This is a genomic window from Rhizobium laguerreae (assembly GCF_019778565.1).
GTDB lineage: Bacteria > Pseudomonadota > Alphaproteobacteria > Rhizobiales > Rhizobiaceae > Rhizobium > Rhizobium laguerreae.
The window spans coordinates 203,683-219,924 of record NZ_JAAXQT010000006.1 but is presented as its reverse complement, the minus strand read 5'-3'; the positions used below and the strand labels follow the sequence as shown (position 1 = coordinate 219,924).

Here is a 16,242-nt window from a genome sequence, read left to right as displayed (position 1 = left end):
GACACTATGCCAGTGCACACACAATGACGATTTTGTGTGCTCAGTGTAGCCGAAAAAGCTACACCGTAAATCCGCGGTCGATGCAAGCTCGAAGCGTCAGTCTTTCATACCGGCCCGGCGGTTCGTGCGCTCGCGCATGAACCTCTCGATGAAGTCGAGCAGTTTCGTCGCGGCGAAGGACAGCTGTCGGTCCGGCGCGACGCAGAGATCGACATGGGTGCGGATGCCGGTTTTGCCGGCCAGCGGAATGGCAAGGAGCTGACCCGCTTCGATCTCGCGGCGGACTGTCAGCGCCGGCAGCAGTGTGGCGGCAGCCCCGCTGAGCACCAGTTCCTTCAGCATTTCGAGCGAGCTGGTGACGAAGACGGGATCGAGGCTCAGCCCTTCCTTCTCGAACAGCGCGTCGAAGGCCTGGCGGAAGCCGAAGGATTGGTCCGGCAGCGCCAATGCATAGTCGGCAAGCGTCCTCGGCGAGATCTCGGAAAGTGCTGCCGCCGGATGCTGCGGCGTGGTAATAAGATCATAGGCGATCTCGGAGCGCAGCCGCACCTTGGTGCCGGACATCGGTGGCGCAAAAAGCGTCACCGCAATATCCGCCTCGGCGCTGTTGACGGCATCGACCGCCTGCCGCGCGCTGGTGATCGTCACGTTAAAACGCAGTTTTGGATATTTCAGGCTGAATTCGGCAAGCGCAGGCGCCAACAGATTGGCGACGGTGGCGCCATTGGCATAGATGCTGACACGGCCGCGCTGCAGGCCCTTCAGGTCTTCGATCAACTGCTGCACATGATCGAGCTCGCGCAGCGTCCGGCCGGCGCGGGCGGCAAGCAGCTCGCCGGCGGCCGTCAGCTTGACGCCGCGGGCGCTGCGTTCGACGAGCGGCGCGCCGAAATGATATTCGAGGTTCTCGATCTGCCGACTGATCGCCGTCGGCGCGACATTGAGGTTCTCGGCCGCCTGGCGCATCGAATTGGTCCTGACCAGCTCGTCGAAATACATCAGCGCCCGGATCTGCATTCACGTCTCTCCGCCATTCGGCACGTTGTGGGGTCCGGTTCCGACCCTAATGCATGTCGCCCAAAAGTGCGCAGCGGTTTGGGCGACAGGCATAAAAACAAAGATCTCAATCAACGACCATTCGGATAGCGGTCGCGCCATGCCTTTTGCGCGCCCTCGACCGGAAGGGCGGTCGCCGCGTAGACGCCACGGGCGATCGCCCGCGCCATGACGATGGTGGCAAGGTGGCACAGCTCCATCAGGCTTGCCATGTCGTCTCTTCGATGCTTGGCCGTCGAAGCGGCAAAGACGGTATCGCCGTCGAGCGGCAGGTGCGCCGGCAGCAATGCCCTAGCAAAACCGTCATGGCCGGCAAGCGATAGCCGGTGCGCCTCGGCCTTCGTCAGCTGCGCATCGGTCACCACTGCGCCGATCGTCGTTGCCGGCGTGTTCATGCCCTTGAGCCGCATCCGATGGTCGGCCACCGCAGGCATGCCGAGCCCGCCGAATTCCGCGTCTTTTTCAAAGGGTGCCGCCCAGAAATGCGCCCCGTCGCCGATCGTTGCCGAACCGAGCGCATTGACGGCGACGATCGCCGCGACGCGATGCCCGGCGCTGCTGACGGCGCTGGCAGAGCCGAGCCCGCCCTTGACGGTGGCCGTCGTCGCTCCCGTCCCGGCACCTGTCGTGCCGAGCGCGAATGTGCCCTTGGCCGCAGCCTGCAGTGCCGTATAACCCATGTCGCGATAGGGCGAGTGAAGGCCCCAATCCTTGTCGCCGCCGTTCAGCAGGTCCATCAGGATCGCCTGCGGCACGATCGGAATGCGCACCGACCCGACGGCAAAGCCGCGGCCGAGTTCGCGCAGGCCCGCCTGCACGCCGCCGGCGGCATCCAGCCCGAAAGCCGAGCCGCCGGAAAGCACGAAGGCATCCACGGCATTGACGGTCATCGACGGATCGAGCAGGCCGGTGTCGCGCCCGCCGGGCGCACCGCCGAGCACCGTGCCGGATGCGACGGCCGGTTCGTCGAAAACGATGACCGTGACGCCGGAACCGAGCGCAAGGTCGGTTGCATGGCCGACGGAAACGCCTTCGATGTCGGTGATGAGGTTCAGAAGATCGGGCACGGGCGGATCCTTATCACGGAAAGGCTGCCGATAGGACTGTACTGCATAATTTTATCCTTAAATCGGAATCGATTTAAGGATAAAATTATGCAGCAATTCAAAGTGTTACAGCGTCCTTTGCGCGTCTGATAAAGACCCGCGGCGCTGTAATGCCCTCAAAAAACAAGACCGGCCCCATTTGGCGGGACCGGTCGGACATCGGGAAAAGCCGCGAATGCAGATCGCGGCCTCATGCCCTCAGGCATGAAGCGGCTTCGGATGACGGCGGGTCATCAGGTCATGGATGGCCAGCCGCACCTCGTCCGGCGAGCCGAAACGCTGCTCGTCGAGGTCGTGGACATGAAATTTCACGGCGATGAATTTCAGCCGGTCTTCATCGGGAATGACGATCCCGACGGGAACGCCTGCATATTCGATAACTTGCTTCTTCATAGATAGAACTCCTGCCGCACAATATGCGCAGCCATGGCGAATTGACTTGTCTGGTACCGTTGAAAGGAGGACGAACGTCACATTCGACAGTTCGGGCGGGAGAGGGCGCCCGGACGGTCATTGCCAAGCACAGATCGCCTAAGGAGATCGGCGAGAATATCGATGTCTATCATGCTCGTTCCTTGTGTTGGCGTTGCACTTGAGTGGTCCCGGTTGAGCCCGGGGCCGGTGAAGGTTGCTTTCGATAATCCACTAACTTGGTAGAGATTACCCGGCAGCCTATCAGAAACATATTCCGAAACGTGTCAAAATATCGACGATCCGAAAAAATTCATTCCGTCAAAGCCCGAACTTACAGAAAGAAACATATCAGCTCTTCGTTAAATTCGTATGACAGAATCGGAAGTTCGATTGATCACAGCGGCAGACATAGGAAGCCTTGCTGTATCCGGCAATGGCCGTTTCATTAAAAATCGACATGCCTCGAAATGACCGATTTGGTTAATGTTGGAAGCCCTGTGTCACCAGCCTTCTTCGAGCACTTTCTCCAGCATGTCCGCGAAGAAATCGGCGCTGTCGATGCTGAGGCAGAGCGGTGGTTTGATCTTGAGCACATTTTGGTGATCGCCGGTCGGCTGCATGATGACGCCGAGTTCGAGAAGCCGGTCGCAGATTGCAGCCGTCTCTTCCGTCGCCGGCTCCAGCGTCGTTCTGTCGCGGACGAATTCGAGGCCGAGATAGAGGCCCATGCCGTGCACGGCGCCTGCAATCGGATGGCGGTCGATCAGCGCGGCAAGCCGCGCCTTCAGGTGATCGCCGACCGTCCGGGCATTTTCCTGCAGCTTTTCCTCGGCCATGATGTCGAGCACCGTCATGCCGGCGACGCAACTGACCGGGCTGCCGCCGGTGGAGGAAAAGAAAGTGCCCTCCTTCTCCAGCGATTGCGCGATCTCCCGCGTTGTGATGACGGCGCCGAGCGGATGGCCGTTGCCCATGCCCTTGGCGATAGTGATGATATCGGGCACGACCCCTTGCTGCTCGAAGCCCCAGAAATAATGTCCGAGCCTGGAATAACCGACCTGCACCTCATCGGCGATGCAAAGGCCGCCGCGGGCGCGCGCTTGCGCATAGATTTCCCTGAGATAACCGTCCGGCAGTGGAATGCCACCGGCATTGCCGTAGACCGATTCGGCGATGAAGCCTGCAAGGCCTTCGCCCGCAGCATCAATTGCCTCCAGCACCGGCGTCGCCATGCCGAGATAATCCGCTGCCGTATCGGGACCACGGAAGTCGCCGCGATAGGTATTCGGCGAAACGACGGTATGCACCCAGTCCGGCCGGGTGGTCGGTGCCTGCGGATTGTCGGCGATCGAGGTGGAGACGGCATCGCTCGCCGCCGACCAGCCATGATATGCTTCGAGCAGGCAGAGCATGTTACGCGCGCCGCTATGGGCTTGCGCGAGCCGAAGCGCCAGATCGTTCGCCTCCGAGCCGCTGTTGACCAGGAAGACCGCGTCGAGCCCATCCGGCGCCAGGGCGGCGAGGCGTTCGGAAAATTCGGTGATCGCGGCATAATGGAAGCGCGAATTCGTGTTGAGCCGCAGCCATTGCGCGCCGATCGCCGCCGCGAGCTTGGGATGGCCATGGCCGAGAATGGTGACGTTGTTGACCATGTCGAGATAGGCGCGGCCCTCGACATCGAACAAATGCTCCTTCCAGCCGCGCTCGATCTGCGGCGGCGCCGCATAATAATTCTTCTGCGGTCTTGCGAGATGCGCCTTCCGCCTGGCGAAGAGCGTGGCGGTTTCAGGTTGCGGCGCATCCGCTTGCGGGCTGAGAAGCAACGAAGGCGAAGGGCAGAGCACCGACCAGGCCGCCGCCGCGCGCGGTGAGGCAAAGAGCGGCGGTTCGAGACCGGCGACGCTGCAAAGCTGGACGCGCAGCCCGCCGAGCGACGACGCCTCTCCGAAAACCGTGCCGAGCGAATCGCCGGCGGCAATCTCGGCTCCATCCTCGACCGAGAGGTCGAGCCCATCGAGATGCAGGGTCATGTTGTCGCCGGCGAGCGTCAGATGCTGGTCCTTCCAGCCGATGCGGCCGGCAAAGGGCGCGGCAATCGCGCTGCCTGCGGCAAGGCATATGTCGACATGCAGGGCGCAGGTCGCCTGTCCCTTCGCAGTTCCCGCGCGGGAAAGCCGATATTCGCCGTAGCGCGTCGCTGCCGTACCGTTTTCGGTTGCCATGCGGGCAAGCAACCGCCAGTCCATGTCGGTATTCAGCCAATTGCCGGCGGAAAAAAGCGGGCTCCGCACCCCAAGATCGACATAGGCGATTCCGGCGGGATCGATGTCGGGCAGCAACGGCAGCCATCCCGATGTTTCCGGCGCGGCGACATCTGCGCCGGCTGCCTTGAGGATCGCCGCTTCCATAAGATCGAAGGGAACCGACATCGCCGTATCGAAGATCGCCCGCTCGCGGTCGAGATTGTCGCGGACATAGTCATTGTCGGGATCGACCGAAATCTGCTGTTCGCCGCTGGCGACGAGAATGACCGCGCGGGCGACGATCAGTGGCCAGAGCGCCTTCAGTTCCTCGTCGCTCAGCGGATAGATCGCCTGATAGGCGGTGACAGCGGGCAGGATATGAAAAGGGTCGCCATCTGCCTGATGCAGCAGCGAAGCGCAGGTGACGGCGAGGTCGCCGACCAGCCAGCCGCGGATGATGTCGCCGAAATCGATCACCCCGTCGGGGATGATATGGCCACGGGCGTCACGGTGGCCGACGACATTGTCGCCGGTGACGTCGTGATGGACGGCCTGCAGCCGAAGCGACGGCGCCAACGGCTGAATGCGGCGAACAGCCATCACCATGGTCTTGGCAATCCGGTCGCGCGCGGCGCTGTCGGTGATGGCCGAAAGCAGCTGCACCGCAACGGGACCTGCCCGTCTGAGGTCCCATTGCAGGCTGCGGTCGAGACCGGGATGATCGAAATCGGCAAGCGCCTGCGCCAGCCTGGCGCAGAGCGCGCCGAGGGCTGCAACGGAAGCCGGCGCCACATAGGTCAGCTCCGTCAGCCCCTGGCCTTCCAGATATTCGAGCAGCCGGACCTGATAACCCTGCCCGCGCACGGTAAGGACGACGATCTCCCGCCCGTCATTGGTGGCGATCACCTTCGGACCGCGCGGCGCATCTTGCTTGCTTTTGAGATGATGGATCGCCGCATTCTGTACTTCGAGCTCGCGGGTCTCGTAGGCTGCATGGCAGATCTTCAGGACGTAGCGGCCACGATCGCTATCGACGCGATAGTTCCTATCCTGCTGGCTGCCGAGTTCGACAAGCGTGCCGGAGAGGCTGTAATGAGCAAGGAGGATCTCTTCCGCGTCGCTGGAGGTCACGTCGGGGCGCGGCAGCGCCATGCGATCAACAAGCGCCTCGTCGGTCACGACACCCTCCCGCAGCATGATTCGATTACCTATTGAAGGCGATAATCAAGTACTTGCCGCTGGCAGGCAACGGGGATTGTTCATTTGCCAGCAAAAGAGATGTTGGCGGCGCTTACCCCATGCGTTCGGAGGCGTAGCCGCCGGGGCTGGCCGGGAAGACCACGGTGCGGTTGCCGTTCAGGAAGGTGCGGTGATGGATATGGGCGTGGATGGCGCGCGCCAGCACCTGGCTTTCGACATCGCGGCCGATCGAGACATAGTCGTCGGGCGATTGCGCATGGGTGATGCGCGCCGTGTCCTGCTCGATGATCGGGCCTTCGTCGAGATCGGCGGTGACGTAATGCGCCGTTGCTCCGATCAGCTTCACGCCGCGTTGATAGGCTTGCTTGTAAGGATTGGCGCCCTTGAAGCTCGGCAGGAAGGAATGGTGGATGTTGATGATCTTCCCAGACATCTTCTGGCACATCGCATCCGAAAGCACCTGCATGTAACGGGCCAGCACGATCAGTTCGGTGCCCGTCTGTTCGACGATCTCCATGATCTGGCCTTCGGCCTGCAGCTTGTTCTCCTTCGTCACCTTGATGTGGTGGAAGGGGATGTCATGGTTGACCACGACCTTCTGGTAGTCGAAATGGTTGGAGACGACACCGACGATATCGATCGGCAGCGCGCCGATCTTCCAGCGGTAGAGCAGATCGTTCAGACAATGGCCGAAGCGCGACACCATCAGCAGCACCTTCATGCGGGCATTGCCGTCATGGATCTCGGCATCCATGGCGAAGCGTTTGCAGATCGGCTCGAAACCTTCCTTGAGTTCGGCAAGCGGTACGCCTTCCTCGGAGATGAAGCTGACGCGCGTGAAGAACCTGCCGGTATCGAGATCGTCGAACTGCGAACTATCGACGATGTTGCAGCCCTTGTCGGCCAGATAGCTCGAAATCGCCGCCACGATGCCGCGCGTCGACTTGCAGGATACCGTCAATACGTAACTTGTCATGTCTTTCCCTCTTCCCTCTCCAAGGCCGCCGCTGTGCTTAGATCAAAGCCCGGACCGCGAATAGGCCGGCGCACTTTCATTCATGCGACAAATTGCAAGATAAACCATCACGTTTGTGCAAGTTCTGTCATTGCTCAGTCTGAAGCTTAGGAGAAGTTGCGCGAAAAACTGTACCGTCAGCGCCGCTTGGATGCGTATTCTCGCCTTCGACGCGCTTTAGGCAGGCGGCCGGCTCGCCACCGCAACCTTCCGGCGGCGCGGCGAGGTGATCTCATGGATGATCGCACCGCCGATCGACGAGAGCACCAGCGAGAGGATCACGAAGAGCACCGGCTGCTGCAGGATGCCGATCGGCAGGCGGTCGGCGGCGACCCTGAGAAAAGCCAGCGTGAAGGCGTGGGTGATATAGATGCTATAAGAGCAGTCGCCGAGATAGTTCAGCCATCCGATCAGCGGCAGCCTGGAAAAATCGGTGGAGATCGCGCCGTAGACGATGAAGATCGCCGGGATTCCCCAGGCATAAAACCGGCTTTCCGGTGGCATCAGCGCCTCGTTGATGGAGAGAAACGCAAAGCCCATGGCAAGGGCCGCCCAGGCCCAGCGGTTCGGCAGAAGCACCTTCTGTCCGTAGAGCCAGCCGAGCACGACGCCGGCGAGGAATTCCAGCATGATCGGCTCGCGGTAGAACCGGGTCATAGTCGTTTCCGGCAGCAGCCGGCAAGTGATCAGGATGACGGCAAAGACGGCAAACATCGCCGGGATGCGCCGTACTTCCTGTAGCGGCAATAGCAGCGCGAAGACGAAGTAGAAGAACATTTCGTAATTCAGCGTCCAGCCCGGAACGACCACCGGCGTGATCGTGCTCGGATCGGCAGGATTGGCCCATGGCAGGAAGAACAGCGAGGCGATGAGATGCGGCAGGTCGAACACCGTCGATTTGAGCAATGACGGTGCCACAAGCGCCACCGTCGCTGAAAACAGCGTTGCCAGCCAGTAGAGCGGCACGATTCTCTTGATGCGCCGCCGGGCGAAGTCGATCGGGCTCATCGCGCGTCCGCTCGTCGTCAGCCACATTACGAACCCGCTCAAGACGAAGAAGATGTCGACGCCGGTTTCGCCATAGACGAAGGCGGTGGCGTCGACTGCGGGATTGACCTTGGCAAGCTGCAAGACCGCGTGGAAATAGACGACCATCAGCGCCGCTATGGCGCGCAGATATTGAAGCTGGACAAGCATCGAGCGTCTTGCTCCCTCGGGCTCGCGCGGGCGTCGGTCTCAGCCGCGCCGCTGCGGTCAACTCAGTACATCTGCCGGACGATCCTGCCGGATGCGCGGGCTGTCGTGGAAACGCATATATCCGACGACGAACCAGAGGAGACCGGCGATCTTCATCGAGAAGACCGCGGTTCCTCCGATCATCATATTCAGAAAAATGAAAAGAGAAAGTGAATGGGCGCAGCGCCGCTGCGCTGCCGTGCGCCCGGCGGGAAAGAGGCAGACGAACAGCCACAGGGCGATGACGCCGAAGATCGTCGCCGCGTAGATCAGGTAGACATAGCCGCTGTCGGCGAATTCCGCGACCCGGTCGACCGCAAGCCCAAGGACGGCGAGCGCATCGAGCTCCATGATCTTCTTCATCGTCAGGTTGATGCGGCCGGTGAAATTGTCGCCGGTCGCGTTGGGTTTCAGGACATAGACGAGGAAGCCCGCGGCGACGATCAGCGGCATCAGCGCCAGATTGAAATTCTTCGGGATCTTCGGGAAGATGAAATAGCCGACGATGCAGGCAAAGCAGAAGATCAGCATTGTGCGCGTGTCGTTCGTCACCAGGATCAGCACGGCCGTGCCGATCATCAGCAACCGGTCCCCGCGGCCGAGCTTTTCCCACATGGAAATCAGGTAAACGGCGATCACGCCGCAGAAATTGGCAAGCGACACCTGCTCGAGGAAGATCGAGGAGGAACGGTGGTCGATGATGCCGAAGGAGAAGCGCTCGGGAAAGCCGAGCGCGTTTTGGAAGAGGCCCGTCGTGTTGTAGCTCAGCGGCAGCAGCCCGCGCGTATTGGCGAAATAATCGGACGGATGGACGATGCTGACGTAGAACGGCACGCTGACGATCTCGAAGATCAGGAAGATCATGACGGCAAGGCTTGCCCAGCGAAAGGCGAGCTTCATCGTTTTCTCGTTGCTCCAGCCCCCGAGTCCGGTAAAGCAGAAGATGATCAGCACGTTGCGGAAGTGATCGATGAACAGCATGCGGTTGAGTACGCTGACATAGATGGTCACGATCAGCGTGAACAGCAGGAACAGGAAGGCCGGCAGGTCGGTCTCGTAGATGCCCTTGTGCAGGATATAGATGATGGCGCTCGCCATGATCAGGCCTTCGCTGGCGGCGACATGCGTCATCGAGAGCGGCACGATGTTGTGGTTGATGAAGGCGAGAATGCCGTTGTAGAGCACGGAGAGCAGGCCGAGCCAGAGCACCGTATGATCGGTGCGCGATGCCCTGCCGGCGGCATCGAGCCGGTTACCGGCTACAGTGAATGTCGCTGCCCTGTGATCGACGACCGCCATGCTCATTTCCCCGCAGGCTTAATGGCGGAGCAAGTGCCGGCACCGGCTTTTGCCACCTCGGCAAGAAGCCGCATCTGCGGCCGCTCAGGGCCTTCGCGCGGCTGGACGTTGAACGGCTCGTTCGCCGGCCACCAATCGCCGGCGGCCCAATAGGACCAGCCGAGCCAGACATCGCTATTATCAGACATGGTGGTGTAGATTTCGGTCAACCCGCTCATGCAGTCCTTGTCGGCGGAGGCGCCGAATTCGCCGAGAAAGCCGCGCTTGTGGTTCCGCTTCAGCCAGGCGGTTACCCCAGCGATCGCCTCGACCGCAGCAGTCGAGCCTTCGCAGGTCGGATGGGTGCCGGAGGAGTCGGCGTCGAGATACTGGTGGACCTCATAGGCGTAGAAATCGAGCGGATCGCGCACGCCGAGCATCACCGTGCCATTGGCGCCGCCGATCACATCCTTTTCCCAGCTGCCCGCGCCACTCCATGCCGTGCCCGGCACCAGGATGAGGTTGCGCGCGCCGACGGCGCGGATACTGCGGATCGCGGCATTGGCGGCATCCAGCCAGTCCGTCGCCTTGATGTCGTGCGGTTCGTTCATCAGGCCGAAGAGAACGCCATCCTGATTGGCGAATTCGACGGCGAGCCTTGCCCAGAAATCCCCGAAGGCGGCATCCGTCGCCGGCGCCGTGCCGACCTGGGTCTTGTCGTAATAGCCGAAATTATGCGGGTCGAGCAGAACCGCCATGCCGTGTTTGCGGATCAGGCCGATCGTATCTTTGATCCGCTTGAGCTCATCCTCGTCGAGCCGCCCGCCGAGCGCCGGCTGCAGCCGTTCCCAACGGAAGGGCAGCCGGACGATCGTCATGCCTTTTTCGGCGAAATAGCCAATCGTGGATTCGCTCGGATAGGTGTAGTTGGTGCCGTAGATGCCGCCGCGCTCGCCATATTCGCCGCCGGACAGATTGACGCCGCGATAGCAGGGCGCACCAGTCGCAAGGGCCGGCGACGGGATCAGAGCGGCTGCAAGCAGCAGCGCTGTCAGATGTCGTGTCGTCTGCATGGCCATCCTCGCTATCGCGGCAAATCGCAACATCGGCGTCGCTGAGCTTATTTTAACGGTCCGTTAGCTAAGAATTTCTAAAGTATCGGCACCTCGGCTTCAGTCTTTCACGCTGGGCAGGACACGAGTGCGCGTATGAACCAGTATGACAGGAACAGGGTAAGCCGGCTCCCTGGCTGGCGCAGTTTTGAGCCATCTCAGACTGCGCCGGAAGGCGTGCGCATGCGCAGTCCTGTCATCCGCCCGGATGATTTCGTCCGGCCATCGCCCGAACCCGCCCCGCCCCCCTTCGTGCCGCCGGCAAGCATTGCGGAAACCCGCCAATATGAGCGTCCGGCTCCTCCGCCTGAAAAACAGCCTGTCGTGGACGCGCCGCCGAATGCAGCGTTCGCACCTGCCGCACCGCTTCTCGACCTCCGCTCGAGTATCGCCGCGATCTGGAGCCGGCGGCTGATCGTGTTTGGCCTGGCGCTTCTCGGAGCCCTCGCCGGCGGGGCGATGGCGCCGCTCATCGCCCAGAAATTCACCGCCGTCAGCAGCCTCTATTTCGACCCGCGCCAGATCGGCCTTGCCGATGCGGGAGCGCAATCGTCGGGTCCCTCGCCGGAAATGATCTCGGCGCTGATCGACAGCCAAGTGCAGATCCTGACCTCGGGCAATGTGCTGCGCCGCGTCGCCGAAGCAATGAAGCTCGACCAGGACCCCGAATTCACCGGCGGCCGGACCGATGGTGCCGCCGTGATCGGCACTCTGCAGAAGGCGCTTGTTATCACCCGTGAGGCCAGCACCTATGTCGTCTCGCTGGCTGCCACGACCAACGATCCCGAAAAATCCGCAAGGCTTGCCAATCAGGTCGTCACCTCCTTCACCGAGGAAGAAAACAGCGCCTCGAACGGCATTTACGAAAACACCTCCTCGACGCTCGATGGACGCCTCGACGACCTGCGCCAGAAGGTGCTGGAAGCCGAGCAGGCCGTCGAAACCTTCCGCGCCGACAACGACATGGCCGCGACCGAAGGCAACCTGATCTCCGATCAGCGGCTCGTCTCGCTGAACACGCTGCTGGTGACGGCGCAGGAAAAGACCATCCAGGCAAAGGCGCGCGCCGATGCCGTCGCCAATCTACGCGTCGAGGACATCGTCGCAGGCAACCAGATGGAGGGCGGAGTCACCTCGCCGCTCGTCAGCCTGCGTCAGCAATATGCCACCCAGGCCGCCGCCGTCGGCAGCCTCGAAAGCCAGATGGGCACGCGTCATCCGCGCCTGCAGGCGGCCCGCTCGTCGCTGCAGAGCATATCAGTCGAAATCAAGGGCGAATTGCAGCGTCTCGCCACCTCGGCAAGGGGCGAATACGAGCAGGCCAAGGCCGCCGAGGACAGCATTGCTAAGGAGCTTGCCGTGCAGAAGGCGCTGCACGCGAGTTCGTCCGACAAGCAGGTAGAATTGAACGAATTGCAGCGCAAGGCGACGGCGGCGCGCAATATCTACGAGACGGTGCTGAAGCGCTCCAGCCAGACGAGCGAGGAGCAGAGCCTCAACCAGAGTAACATTCGCGTCATCTCGCCGGCCGAGCCGCCGGTCAAGGCCGACGGTCCGGGAAAGAAAATCCTGCTGGTCGCCGGCATCATCGGCGGTTTTCTCGCCGGTTTCGTCGTCGGCGCCGGCTTTGCGATCCTCGCCGGCCTCTTCAGCCATCCCGTCATCAGAAGTTATTTCAGGAAGTCACCCGCTGCGGCCGCTTGATGACGGTCGTCGGTTTCCCTACATCGGGGAAGCGGCCTATAGAGCAATTCCAGGAAAAGTGCGAAGCGGTTTTCCGTCCGGAATTGGGTAAAACAAAACGTTAGAGCGGTTCTGCGTTTCCGTGAAAAGCTGAACCGCTCTAGCCGGCAGGAGAGTTACCATGCGGCTGTTGATGATGCTTCTGATATCGCTCGTCGCCGTGTCTGGCCTCGCCCCGGCCTCCGCCCTTGCCGTCGACTGGACGAAATCCGTCGATTCGGGCGTTCAACCCCTCTATCCCTACAAGGGTCTTCCCGGCGTCAAGGCGCAGCCGGACAAGAAGGAAGAGGAATCCTACAATTGCCGCACCGAAACCGTCCAGGTCCGCCGCCGTTACGACGAGATCTTCCGCTCGGGCGGCATGCCGACGCTGATGTATGTCTGCGAACGCGACGGCTTCGTTACCAAGGGTGGCAAAGTTCCGCTCCGAGGCCACTATCAGCCGGTGCGGTGAGGGGTAGGACCTGTCAGACGCTGCGGAAGAAGTCGGAAAGAATGTCGCGCCTGCTTTCCCTGAACACCAGCGTGTTTTCCGCTCCCTGATAAACGATCCTTTTTGGCTCCGTGTCACGATTTATGACGCTTACGCCCTGCGCAATGATGCTGCGCTCGCGCACTCGGCTGCCGCCGATCACCGCTGTATTCGGATAGAGGATGACGCCATCCTCAATCACGGGCGCAACGCCATTGTTCTTTCCGACGGTCGAGTTTTGATAGAGCACGAGGTGGTTGCCGTAGGTAGCCTTGGCAAGAACTATTCCCACAGAATGACCGATGAAGAAAATTTCGGGCATTTCGATTTCATAGAACACGTCAATGGCATTCAACTGCTTGTTCAACAGAAACAGCTTGGTGCATATCGCCGTCGCCTTTTCCTGCTTCCAGATCGTATTGGAGAGATAGTAGAGGAAAATGCAGTATTGCGAGGAATGCAGGATATCGAAGCGGCCGGCTTTCCAGATGGCGACGTTCGAGACGCAGTGATCGAGCCTTTGCAGCGCTTCGGGGAGGTGTTTTTCGACGAGCCCGAATTCGGTCTCGTCGCCGAACGGGATAAGCCTGCGGATCTGTTCGCAGCAATAGGCCGCAAGCCTGCCGGCTTCCAGGTTGACGATCTCCATCTTCGCTCCTTCAGTCCAAACCGGAAAGCAGCGGTGAAAGTTTACCGGCCACCGAATCCGGGCGCCAGCCGAATTCGCCGGCCATGCGTGTGACGTCTATGACAGGCGGATCGACCGGTGCATTCCCGGGTTCGAACCGGATGCGCCTTCCGCTTGTTTCTTGTATCAAGGAAGCCAGTGCGCCGTTCCGGAGGTTCTTGCCGGATGCGACATTGTAGATATCGGCTTTGCCTTTGGTTGCAATGTGAACGAGGCCCGCCACGACATCGTCCATATGGACATAGTCCCGCGAGAATGCCGGCGAGGAGGCAAGGCGGATTTCTCCGCCGCGTCGAGTCACGGCAATCTTGTCGAGAAGTTGCGGTAGGAATCCGTCATCGCCGCCGCGGCTGTCATAGACCGAGGCAAGCCGCGCAATCCGCGCACGTCCGGAGCCAAGTGCAAGGCAGGCGGCTTCGCCCATGAGCTTCGAAAGATCGTAAAGATGGCGCGGTTCCCGCGGAGAGACTGGGAAGCATAGATCTTCCGTCGCTTCGACGCCGGCAGGAAGGCCGTCGTAGAGCCTGGTGGACGAGAGATAGACGAGCGAATCATATTTTTCCGATTGCAGTACGCGCGACACGAGGCTCACATGGGCCTCGATCGTATCCGCAGGCCGTCGTGCGAAATCCGCCGTCAGCCCGGCACAGTAGAAGATATGGCCGTGCAAAACGCCACACTGCGGCCAAGCCACGTCGCGCGAGGGCAGGTGGCAGGTCCAGCCCGCGGCCTGCAAATGACGCGTGAGGGCCTGTCCGATGAAGCCGCCCGAGCCTATGATCGTGGCCGTACTGCGCTCGCCCATTTCAATGCCTCCAGCCGATCTGCCGCAGCGGCGAACCAATATTGACCGAATACGCTTCGACGTGGCCGCGAATGAGCGACATGGCGCCGATCACGGCTCCATCCTCCACGACGGCGCCGTCAAGAAGAACGCATCCCGCACCGATCCAGACATCCTTGCCGATGACGATACCGCCGCGCGATGGCTTGAATCGCTGGTCGCGGATCAACATGTCGCGCCGGCTGTACTCGTGATTGACAGGTGCAAAGACGCAATTTGCCGCTATCGCGCAGTCATCGCCGATGACGATGCCATTGCCGGTATACAGAACGCAGCCGGAATTTATCACCACGCGCTCGCCGATGAGGAGATCACCGCAGCCGCCGGCAGGCTTGATCTTAACGAAACTGTCGATGATCGAACCCGCGCCGATTGCGTACCGGGTTCCGCGTTGGCTCTCCTCAATGTCGGCGAGAGCCGAAATGCGGCTTGTCGGATCGGCGATTAAAGGCATCGGATATTCCTTGTATACCGCTTGACCGGCAGGCGAGGTTAGATCGCCAGCGGCTGGATGAGGTCTTCTTCACTGAAGACGAGGTTTTGCGGATGGCCCTTCTGTAGATAGATGATTCGATCTGCAGCATTTGGGACGAAGACGGCGGCACGCTCAGGCTCTGAAGGAGACGGTTCGTTTCCCCCGTAAACGACCTCGATGTCGGCTCTCAGCCCCAGTTCCCGGAGTAGCCCCTCGATTGACGCCGGATCTGCCATACCGTGAAGAACGAGCCGATTCACCTCCGCTGCGGAATTCGTCGCCCAGGCAAGCGTCTGCACTGCCGCCATCAGCGGCAATTGGCCCTGTACCCCGGTCACGTCGGGATGATCGCCGAAGCCACCGAAGCAGAGCCGGGAATAGAGCTCATATGATCTGAGATACTCCTTTCTTGCGAACCAGAAGCGCAACGCCACAGCCATTCTGTTCAGCGTAAAGTGCTTGATGAGCGACTCGTACTGAGCGATGAACTGCTGGTCGAAACGCAGCACGCCACGCTTGACGCCGAGATTGACGAAATATTCGAGTCCGCCCCGATAGCGGTCCCACGCTGTCAGCAGTTCGTCGTTGCCAGCCTGCGGCCGATCGCGTGGAATGGTTGACACCGTCACGGCGCGATAGAACGGCTTCTGGCGGAATGTCACTGCCCCTAGGTCCAGATAGTGCGCGAGATGGGAGAATGCCCAATAGGAAAAGTAGCGCGGCACCCAGGCAGACCGCAGGGCGGATGCGCGATAGATGCCGATTTCGGGAAAGACGTGACTTTCGACGAGGAAGGCGAAAACCCCGAGGAAGTCCCGCCGCTCATATTTCCGGTCGGCCTTCACGGTATAGAACAGCGTCTGGTCGACCTTCTGCACTTCGTCATGCAGATACCATGGAGCATAGCAGGCGGTAACATCGGGATTTGCATCGAGATATTTGATCGTGTCGACGATACCGTCAATGATGAGCATGTCGTCGTCTGCGAGATAGACGTTGTACTCTCCGCGGGCGTGACGGAACGCACTGGAAAGGTTTGGTTCATAACCAAGGTTTTCCGTGCGGCGGAAATACCGGATCGGCAACCCCTCGCTGATATAGGCATCCACGATTTCCCGCGTATTGTCTGTCGAGGCGTTGTCCGAGATCACAATCTCATATTCAAATGGAATCTTGTAGTCGGTGACGAAATAGGCAAGCGCCTTGTTGAGGAATACCGCACGGTTGAACGTCGGCAGGCAGATGCTGAGTTTTATGGCGCTCACGATTTTTCTCCGCTGTCGTAGAGGTCGTAGCTGGAATCGCGAGCGTTCATGGTGACGGGCTCGAAAGGCCAGTGGATTGAAAATGAGGGGTCATT

At 60.7% G+C, this 16,242-nt stretch carries 14 protein-coding genes; 2 read left to right on the top strand and 12 right to left on the bottom strand.

Going from position 1 to position 16,242, the window contains the following annotated elements; all coding sequences use genetic code 11:
- Window positions 1-96: 96 nt before the first annotated feature.
- The 8 genes from HFO71_RS19900 to HFO71_RS19865 form a co-directional block, all read right to left on the bottom strand.
- Window positions 97-1,017, bottom strand: a complete 921-nt coding sequence (locus HFO71_RS19900) for a LysR family transcriptional regulator (RefSeq protein ID WP_168337772.1) — start codon at window positions 1,015-1,017, stop codon at window positions 97-99.
- Between the two features lie 110 nt (window positions 1,018-1,127).
- A complete protein-coding gene (locus HFO71_RS19895; RefSeq protein ID WP_221988331.1) occupies window positions 1,128-2,123 on the bottom strand; it encodes a P1 family peptidase in 996 nt (331 codons plus the stop codon).
- Window positions 2,124-2,360: 237 nt separating this feature from the next.
- Window positions 2,361-2,555 (bottom strand): hypothetical protein, encoded by a 195-nt coding sequence (locus HFO71_RS19890; RefSeq protein WP_003544544.1) that lies wholly within the window; start codon window positions 2,553-2,555, stop codon window positions 2,361-2,363.
- A 521-nt stretch (window positions 2,556-3,076) separates the two neighbouring features.
- Window positions 3,077-5,998: an aminotransferase gene (locus HFO71_RS19885; protein ID WP_221988389.1), complete on the bottom strand. Its 2,922-nt coding sequence runs from the start codon at window positions 5,996-5,998 to the stop codon at window positions 3,077-3,079.
- Between the two features lie 112 nt (window positions 5,999-6,110).
- The gene (gene purU, locus HFO71_RS19880) at window positions 6,111-6,995 is read right to left on the bottom strand and encodes a formyltetrahydrofolate deformylase (protein WP_065281836.1); all 885 of its coding nucleotides are present in this window, start codon (window positions 6,993-6,995) and stop codon (window positions 6,111-6,113) included.
- Between the two features lie 216 nt (window positions 6,996-7,211).
- Window positions 7,212-8,231, bottom strand: a complete 1,020-nt coding sequence (locus tag HFO71_RS19875; RefSeq protein WP_221988330.1) for an acyltransferase family protein — start codon at window positions 8,229-8,231, stop codon at window positions 7,212-7,214.
- A gap of 57 nt (window positions 8,232-8,288) precedes the next feature.
- Window positions 8,289-9,569 (bottom strand): hypothetical protein, encoded by a 1,281-nt coding sequence (locus tag HFO71_RS19870; protein ID WP_077977225.1) that lies wholly within the window; start codon window positions 9,567-9,569, stop codon window positions 8,289-8,291.
- 2 nt (window positions 9,570-9,571) lie between these two features.
- Window positions 9,572-10,621: a glycoside hydrolase family 5 protein gene (locus HFO71_RS19865; protein ID WP_077977705.1), complete on the bottom strand. Its 1,050-nt coding sequence runs from the start codon at window positions 10,619-10,621 to the stop codon at window positions 9,572-9,574.
- A 135-nt stretch (window positions 10,622-10,756) separates the two neighbouring features.
- On the opposite strand from HFO71_RS19865, the gene HFO71_RS19860 reads away from it, so the two are divergent.
- Together HFO71_RS19860 and HFO71_RS19855 are read left to right on the top strand one after the other, a co-directional pair.
- The gene (locus HFO71_RS19860) at window positions 10,757-12,364 is read left to right on the top strand and encodes a GumC family protein (RefSeq protein WP_077977226.1); all 1,608 of its coding nucleotides are present in this window, start codon (window positions 10,757-10,759) and stop codon (window positions 12,362-12,364) included.
- Window positions 12,365-12,524: 160 nt separating this feature from the next.
- A complete protein-coding gene (locus HFO71_RS19855) occupies window positions 12,525-12,857 on the top strand; it encodes a hypothetical protein (RefSeq protein WP_131640016.1) in 333 nt (110 codons plus the stop codon).
- Between the two features lie 13 nt (window positions 12,858-12,870).
- On the opposite strand, the gene HFO71_RS19850 is transcribed toward HFO71_RS19855, so the two are convergent.
- The 4 genes from HFO71_RS19850 to HFO71_RS19835 are packed head-to-tail and all read right to left on the bottom strand — an operon-like array spanning window position 12,871 to window position 16,147.
- A complete protein-coding gene (locus tag HFO71_RS19850; RefSeq protein WP_077977228.1) occupies window positions 12,871-13,524 on the bottom strand; it encodes an LbetaH domain-containing protein in 654 nt (217 codons plus the stop codon).
- A 10-nt stretch (window positions 13,525-13,534) separates the two neighbouring features.
- A complete protein-coding gene (locus HFO71_RS19845; RefSeq protein WP_131640015.1) occupies window positions 13,535-14,368 on the bottom strand; it encodes an NAD-dependent epimerase/dehydratase family protein in 834 nt (277 codons plus the stop codon).
- A 1-nt stretch (window position 14,369) separates the two neighbouring features.
- A complete protein-coding gene (locus HFO71_RS19840) occupies window positions 14,370-14,861 on the bottom strand; it encodes an acyltransferase (protein ID WP_131640014.1) in 492 nt (163 codons plus the stop codon).
- Window positions 14,862-14,899: 38 nt separating this feature from the next.
- The gene (locus tag HFO71_RS19835) at window positions 14,900-16,147 is read right to left on the bottom strand and encodes a glycosyltransferase family 2 protein (protein WP_221988329.1); all 1,248 of its coding nucleotides are present in this window, start codon (window positions 16,145-16,147) and stop codon (window positions 14,900-14,902) included.
- Window positions 16,148-16,242 lie beyond the last annotated feature (95 nt).

What these genes read in the sequence shown, in the direction of transcription:
- HFO71_RS19890 (WP_003544544.1), bottom strand. Translation starts at nt 2,555, where the DNA reads ATGAAGAAGCAAGTTATCGAATATGCAGGCGTTCCCGTCGGGATCGTC.
- HFO71_RS19870 (WP_077977225.1), bottom strand. Translation starts at nt 9,569, where the DNA reads ATGGCGGTCGTCGATCACAGGGCAGCGACATTCACTGTAGCCGGTAAC.
- HFO71_RS19875 (WP_221988330.1), bottom strand. Translation starts at nt 8,231, where the DNA reads ATGCTTGTCCAGCTTCAATATCTGCGCGCCATAGCGGCGCTGATGGTC.
- HFO71_RS19850 (WP_077977228.1), bottom strand. Translation starts at nt 13,524, where the DNA reads ATGGAGATCGTCAACCTGGAAGCCGGCAGGCTTGCGGCCTATTGCTGC.
- HFO71_RS19855 (WP_131640016.1), top strand. Translation starts at nt 12,525, where the DNA reads ATGCGGCTGTTGATGATGCTTCTGATATCGCTCGTCGCCGTGTCTGGC.
- HFO71_RS19860 (WP_077977226.1), top strand. Translation starts at nt 10,757, where the DNA reads ATGAACCAGTATGACAGGAACAGGGTAAGCCGGCTCCCTGGCTGGCGC.
- HFO71_RS19900 (WP_168337772.1), bottom strand. Translation starts at nt 1,017, where the DNA reads ATGCAGATCCGGGCGCTGATGTATTTCGACGAGCTGGTCAGGACCAAT.
- purU (WP_065281836.1), bottom strand. Translation starts at nt 6,995, where the DNA reads ATGACAAGTTACGTATTGACGGTATCCTGCAAGTCGACGCGCGGCATC.
- HFO71_RS19845 (WP_131640015.1), bottom strand. Translation starts at nt 14,368, where the DNA reads ATGGGCGAGCGCAGTACGGCCACGATCATAGGCTCGGGCGGCTTCATC.
- HFO71_RS19840 (WP_131640014.1), bottom strand. Translation starts at nt 14,861, where the DNA reads ATGCCTTTAATCGCCGATCCGACAAGCCGCATTTCGGCTCTCGCCGAC.
- HFO71_RS19865 (WP_077977705.1), bottom strand. Translation starts at nt 10,621, where the DNA reads ATGCAGACGACACGACATCTGACAGCGCTGCTGCTTGCAGCCGCTCTG.